Source organism: Streptomyces sp. NPDC059371, assembly GCF_042751995.1.
Lineage (GTDB): Bacteria > Actinomycetota > Actinomycetes > Streptomycetales > Streptomycetaceae > Streptomyces.
The window spans coordinates 1-5,765 of record NZ_JBHYXD010000189.1 but is presented as its reverse complement, the minus strand read 5'-3'; the positions used below and the strand labels follow the sequence as shown (position 1 = coordinate 5,765).

Annotated in this window: 5 protein-coding genes and 3 pseudogenes; 7 read left to right on the top strand and 1 reads right to left on the bottom strand. The window is 67.3% G+C overall.

The window, feature by feature from the left end:
• A pseudogene (locus ACFXGX_RS42930) lies at positions 1-121 on the top strand (MerR family transcriptional regulator); the annotation flags it as partial.
• 308 nt (positions 122-429) lie between these two features.
• Here the strand turns inward: ACFXGX_RS42930 and ACFXGX_RS42925 are convergent.
• Entirely contained in the window at positions 430-873 is a 444-nt protein-coding gene (locus ACFXGX_RS42925) for an ATP-binding protein (protein WP_384803852.1), read from the bottom strand.
• Between the two features lie 440 nt (positions 874-1,313).
• Here ACFXGX_RS42925 and ACFXGX_RS42920 point away from each other — a divergent pair.
• From ACFXGX_RS42920 to ACFXGX_RS42895, 6 genes and pseudogenes are all read left to right on the top strand, one after another.
• Positions 1,314-1,789: pseudogene (locus tag ACFXGX_RS42920) on the top strand (winged helix-turn-helix domain-containing protein).
• Positions 1,786-2,171, top strand: a pseudogene (locus tag ACFXGX_RS42915) (transposase). Before ACFXGX_RS42920 ends, ACFXGX_RS42915 begins: the two co-directional pseudogenes overlap by 4 nt.
• A gap of 675 nt (positions 2,172-2,846) precedes the next feature.
• Positions 2,847-3,050 carry a cold-shock protein gene (locus tag ACFXGX_RS42910; protein WP_340471040.1) on the top strand — a complete coding sequence of 68 codons (204 nt, stop codon included), beginning with the start codon at positions 2,847-2,849 and terminating at the stop codon, positions 3,048-3,050.
• A 341-nt stretch (positions 3,051-3,391) separates the two neighbouring features.
• Positions 3,392-4,882 (top strand): DEAD/DEAH box helicase, encoded by a 1,491-nt coding sequence (locus ACFXGX_RS42905; RefSeq protein WP_384803849.1) that lies wholly within the window; start codon positions 3,392-3,394, stop codon positions 4,880-4,882.
• Positions 4,883-4,949: 67 nt separating this feature from the next.
• The gene (locus ACFXGX_RS42900) at positions 4,950-5,339 is read left to right on the top strand and encodes a CBS domain-containing protein (RefSeq protein WP_384803855.1); all 390 of its coding nucleotides are present in this window, start codon (positions 4,950-4,952) and stop codon (positions 5,337-5,339) included.
• Between the two features lie 51 nt (positions 5,340-5,390).
• Positions 5,391-5,699: an SCO5918 family protein gene (locus ACFXGX_RS42895; RefSeq protein ID WP_384803846.1), complete on the top strand. Its 309-nt coding sequence runs from the start codon at positions 5,391-5,393 to the stop codon at positions 5,697-5,699.
• The last annotated feature ends 66 nt before the right edge of the window (positions 5,700-5,765 follow it).

The following is a 5,765-nucleotide window of genomic DNA, read 5'->3' as shown; positions in this document are numbered from 1 at the left end:
CGGCACCCCCATCGAAGCCGCCTGCCGCATCATCATCCTCGAAGACCAACTCGAAGAAGCCCAGCGCATCAACGCCGAACACCGCCGCGCCGCCGTATCGTCGAATCCGGCGGGTCGGTAGCGGCTGTGAGGGGCTAGGTTAAGGGCGCAGTCTCCCTGCCGTTCGGGTGTGGTGGCTGGGGCTGCTTCCCGCAGCAGAGCGAGCCTGCGCGTTCATGAGAGCTGGGGCCGCCTTGACTCGCGTAGAGGCCGACAGGCCTGGTGCGTCCCTGGCGGGCAGCTTCGATACCCGGGTTTCATGCTTCCGGGTCCTGCCTGCGGGGGAGTGCTCGATGCGGACGGTACGGGGGCCACGTCACGCGAGGCACACGGCCGTCGGCCGACGGCGGCCGTCGCCATGAGCTACTCGAACAGGCGGGACGGGACCGGCTATGCGGTGGCCGGGATGAGGGCGATGTCCGCGGTGATGCGCTTGCCGAGGGGGGTCCGCTCGACGATGACGGTTTGGGCGAGCGCCCTGACGATCTCCAGGCCGTGCTGGCCGATGCGTTTCGGATCCAGCGCCTGTGCAGCTGGCACTGCGGGATTGCTGTCCCAGAGTTCAACCCGCACCACGGCACTGGTGACCCGCAGGTTCAAGAGGGCCGGTCCCGGCGCGTACTTTCGGGCGTTGGTCACCAGTTCGCTGACGATCAGCTGGACGATCTCGACCGTGGCGGTCACCACCGGGATGCCATGGTCGTCTCTCATCTTCGTCAGGAAAGCCGCGGCCAGATGACGGGCCTGAGCTATGTGGGAGCCGTCGCTGTCCAGCGCGAGCGATGTCTCCAACAGCGAGGCCGTTTCGCCTTCGGCCCCTCTTGTCTCGTCCATCCGTGCTCGCTTCCCTCTCCCCGTCCGGTACCCCTTTCAGGGCCGGGGCCGGGTACGCCCGCTCAGAACGTTACCTGCAGCACAGGCGCAAGGGGGTAGCACCTTTATGAGATGTAGCGCTTACGGCTCCAGCGCCGTCAGCGTCCTGCCCGCACAACGCGCTAAAGCGTCCGCCAGCGGCTGGATTCGGCTGGCGGCCCTGCGGGCAGCGGGTCGTTGAAATCGTTGGTCTCGACACGGTCTTTCCCCGCTATCCCACGCTCCGTCAAGCCTCACCTCCTGAAGACAGGCAAAGCCGCTCCGCTCCCGGTTACTGACCTTCAAAGCGTGGTGTCGTAGAGGCTGACGTCTCGTGATCTCTGCGGTACGCCGACAACATGAGGTAAGCGCAAGGGGGCGGGCTGACCGACGAACGACGGGTCTTCCGCGAAAAGTTGCGATTGGAAGCGGCCGAGCGGTTCAGGCAGGGCGATGAGAACACGGTCATCGCCCACGACCTGCGGGTCAGCGTCCGGTCAGTACAGCGCTGGCGCAAGACCTGGTCGCGGGGCGGACCGAGAGCTCTGGCCTCGAAGGGCCCGGCATCGCTGCCACGGCTCGGCGACGAACTGTTCGCCGTGCTCGAGCGTGAGCTGGCCAAGGGGCCGGTGGCACACGGCTGGCCGGACCAGACCTGGACCCTGTCACGGATCAAGACGCTGATCGGGCGTCGCTTCCACAAAAGCTACACCGTGCTAGGGGTGGCTGCCCTGCTCAAGCGGCACGGCTGGAGCTGCCAGTGCCGACCCGGCGTGCGATCGAGCGGGACGAGAACCTGGTGGCCGGCTGGGTGAAGGAGACCTGGCCCCAGGTGGAAGGACAGCGGCGGCGCTCGCCGCCTGGCTCGTCTTCGAGGACCAAGCCGGATTCTCGATGACGCCGCCGACCACCTGCACCTGGTCCCGCCGCGGCCACACCCCCATCGTCCGCGTCCGGGGCCGTTCTCGCCGCCGCTTGTCGGTCGCCGCCCTGGCCTGTTACAAGACCGGCGAGCGACCGCGGCTGATCTCCCGGCCCTGCCCTTACGCCCGGCCCGACGGACGCAAGAGCTTCTCCAACTCCCGCCCTACGCACCCGACCTCAACCCTGTCGAGGGCATCTGGTCGGTCCTGCGACGCACCACCACGGCAAACCGTGCGTTCGCCGACCCCGACGACCTGAGCACGGCCGTCCGGCGCGGCTTACGCCAGCTTCAATACCGCCACGACGTCCTCGACGGCTGCTTCACCGGCACTTGCCTTCGACGCCAGCGACCATGACGACATTACGCTTTGAAGGTCAGTAGCGGCCCGGCTCCCCACAGGTCGTCATGGATGCGGCGCCCGTCGGGGGGACGGCGAACGACACCAAAGTTTCAGCCCGCTGCCAGCTGCCATATCCGGGTGAAGCCGCGCCTTTGAGCGCACGGCACTTCCGGAGCGCGCAGTTTGCCCGGGACGAACCACGGTGACGTCCCCTCACCGGATCGAACGCTCGACGACTGCTCCGGACGCGGCGATCAGCGCAGGTCCGCCACATGTTGGTGGCTGCTCTTGGCCGCTGTTCAATGCGATCCTGCGGACAGCCGCGCACGCCGCGCACACGCCAAAACGCCCCGACAACCCTGGCTGCGGCTGACGACTCCGCTTTACTGGAACGTTGCACTGCGAGTGCGTCAATATCTGTGTTCGTGAGGTGAGAGTTTGCCGGACCGTGTAGTGAGAGTTTTTGCCGCAATGAGCGGAGTGGAATTACTTAACCGACGCGGGCGGTTGCGGCGTGCTACTGTCCATCTCAGTTGCAGTTGTGGTTCCCGAACTTCAAGTGCTCCCACTCGGCTTCTGCCGGGGAGAGCGCTTTTGTATTTCCGGTCATTTTCCGGCGGGGTAATCATCGCGGCGACACGGCGTTCGCACAGTGCGGATGCCGGTGTACTGCCCCAAAGGAGATATGACATGGCTGCTGGTACCGTGAAGTGGTTCAACGCGGAAAAGGGTTTCGGCTTCATCGAGCAGGACGGTGGCGGCGCTGACGTGTTCGCCCACTTCTCGAACATCGCCGCCCAGGGATTCCGTGAGCTGCTCGAAGGCCAGAAGGTGACCTTCGACATCGCGCAGGGCCAGAAGGGCCCGACGGCCGAGAACATCGTTCCGGCCTGACGCTGACGCGCACTTTGTAGCTGGGGCCCGCATCCCTCGGGGTGCGGGCCCCAGCTACACGCATTTTCCCGCAGTGGTTTCACCTGCGGGACGGCGCGGAAAAATCCGCAGTCTCACCACACCCGGCTCCCCCTTCAGGATGCAGGCGCATCCAGAAGAGCCACACCGCACCTCGGCGCCCGGGACTTCACGTCCTTGCTGCGTCACCTATTTCAGCGTTTACGCCCGCCGTGGATTCCCGTCGGCCGGATTTGCTTTGACATCGGTCCATACTTGTAATTCCGTGCTGCTCACCGCTTGCGGGAATTCCTTGATATGTGCCGCATCGAGGAAGGTTCCGCATGAACCGCACACGTGCGAACGACTATTCACCCCGTACCTGTAATGGCAGTGCCGACGCGGGAAGGGGCGGCAGCCGCTTCGGCTCGCCGGCACCGCGCCGTTCCGGCGGTCCTGCTCGTTCAGGCAGTTACGGCCGTCGGCCCGCCCCCGTGCAGGGTGAATTCGCGCTCCCCACGACGATCACCCCCGCGCTGCCCGCTGTTCAGGGCTTCGCCGATCTCTCCATGCCCGAACAGTTGCTGGCCGAACTCGGCAGGCAGGGTGTGAGCGCGCCGTTCCCGATCCAGGGCGCGACGCTGCCGAATTCCCTGGCGGGCCGTGACGTCCTGGGCCGCGGGCGCACCGGCTCGGGCAAGACTCTCGCTTTCGGTCTCGCCCTGCTGGCCCGTACCGCGGGACAGCGTGCTGAGCCCCGCCAGCCGCTGGGGCTGATCCTGGTCCCGACGCGTGAGCTGGCGCAGCAGGTGACCGACGCGCTCACTCCCTACGCTCGGTCCGTCAGGCTGCGGCTGGCCACGGTGGTGGGCGGGATGTCGATCGGTAGGCAGGCCGTCGCGCTGCGCGGCGGGGCCGAGGTCGTCGTCGCGACCCCGGGCCGGCTCAAGGACCTCATCGACCGGGGCGAATGCCGGCTGAACCAGGTGGGTATCACGGTGCTGGACGAGGCCGACCAGATGGCCGACATGGGTTTCATGCCGCAGGTCACCGCGCTGCTCGACCAGGTGCGTCCGCAGGGGCAGCGGATGCTGTTCTCCGCCACCCTGGACCGCAATGTCGACCTGCTGGTGCGCCGCTATCTGACCGACCCCGTCGTGCATTCGGTCGACCCGTCGGCCGGTGCGGTCACGACGATGGAGCACCATGTCCTGCACGTCCACGGCGCCGACAAGCACGCCGCCACGACAGAGATCGCCGCCCGCGAGGGTCGGGTGATCATGTTCCTGGACACCAAGCACGCCGTCGACCGGCTGACCCAGGACCTCCTCAACAGCGGGGTTCGGGCCGCCGCGCTGCATGGCGGCAAGTCGCAGCCGCAGCGCACTCGCACGCTGGCGCAGTTCAAGACGGGGCACGTCAGTGTGCTGGTGGCGACCAACGTCGCGGCGCGCGGTATCCACGTCGACAACCTCGACCTCGTCGTGAACGTCGATCCGCCGACCGACCACAAGGACTACCTCCACCGCGGCGGCCGTACGGCCCGAGCCGGCGAGTCCGGCAGCGTCGTCACCCTCGTCACACCTAGCCAGCGCCGCGGCATGGTGCGCCTCATGTCGGACGCCGGGATCCGGCCGCAGACCACCCAGATCCGCTCGGGCGACGAGGCCCTGCACCGGATCACCGGCGCCCAGACCCCGTCCGGCATCCCGGTCGTCATCACCGCACCGGTGGCCGAACGCTCCAAGCGCAGCACCTCGCGGGGCCGGCGCCGCCCCTCTTCGACGACCCGGCGCGCGCCCGTACGCCAGACCGTCTTCGGCACGGCGGCCTAGAACCTTCGTGATCAGGAAGCTGACCCATCTCGGCAGGAGGCACCTTGTGACACTGGTTCAGATGCAGATGCAGCCCCGCCCGGCGGGCGCCGACCCCGGGCACAGGACAGTGGCTGAGGTCATGGACGCGGCCGGACCACAGGTCTGTGACGACATGAGCATCGAGGTGGCGCTGTCGGTCATGGCCGCCGCACGCACGGGCCGGCTGGTCGTCTGCGACCAGGACGGCCAGTGCACCGGCCTGGTCACCCAGGCCGAACTCACCGCCGTCCGCGACAGCTCCGCCTACACGGACCGCGTCCGCCTGCGCGACCTCCTCGGCGACCACGGGTCGTTCACTGCATCCGTGGCCACGACGGCCGAAGCCGAGCACGTGATGCGCTCCCGCCGGCTCGGTGCCCTGCCGGTGGTCGACGGGCAAGGCCGAGCTCTGGGCGTCCTCGCCCTCTCCCGCTGAACCGTCTCTCCCCGGCCGGACCCGTTCTCCCGCTTCTCTCTGTGAGGTCACATGCGCTGTGTCATCGCCCACTTCCCCTTCGAGCTCACCAAGAGCGGCGTGCTGGAATCGATGAAGGGCATCAAGCCCGAACTGGGTAGCGGCGAATCCGTGATCATCGGCCGCCGCCACTACCCCGTCAAGCAGGTCGGCCAGGTCATCACCCGCCAGGACCGACGTGATTTCAGCGTCGGCGAAGTCCTGCGGGCCATGACGCAGCTCGGCTTCACTTGCCGTACCCTCCCCGAGGCCGCACCGGTACGCATCCTCAGCCCGCTCCAGCACGCTTCCGCGATGCTCGGCACTCCCGTGTCCGTCTGACAGTGGTAACAGGAACGAATCAGACTCCTGAACTGATGTTGTTGTGGTGGGGGGGGGGGGTTGTGT

What these genes read in the sequence shown, in the direction of transcription:
- ACFXGX_RS42925 (WP_384803852.1), bottom strand. Translation starts at nt 873, where the DNA reads ATGGACGAGACAAGAGGGGCCGAAGGCGAAACGGCCTCGCTGTTGGAG.
- ACFXGX_RS42900 (WP_384803855.1), top strand. Translation starts at nt 4,950, where the DNA reads ATGCAGCCCCGCCCGGCGGGCGCCGACCCCGGGCACAGGACAGTGGCT.
- ACFXGX_RS42895 (WP_384803846.1), top strand. Translation starts at nt 5,391, where the DNA reads ATGCGCTGTGTCATCGCCCACTTCCCCTTCGAGCTCACCAAGAGCGGC.
- ACFXGX_RS42905 (WP_384803849.1), top strand. Translation starts at nt 3,392, where the DNA reads ATGAACCGCACACGTGCGAACGACTATTCACCCCGTACCTGTAATGGC.
- ACFXGX_RS42910 (WP_340471040.1), top strand. Translation starts at nt 2,847, where the DNA reads ATGGCTGCTGGTACCGTGAAGTGGTTCAACGCGGAAAAGGGTTTCGGC.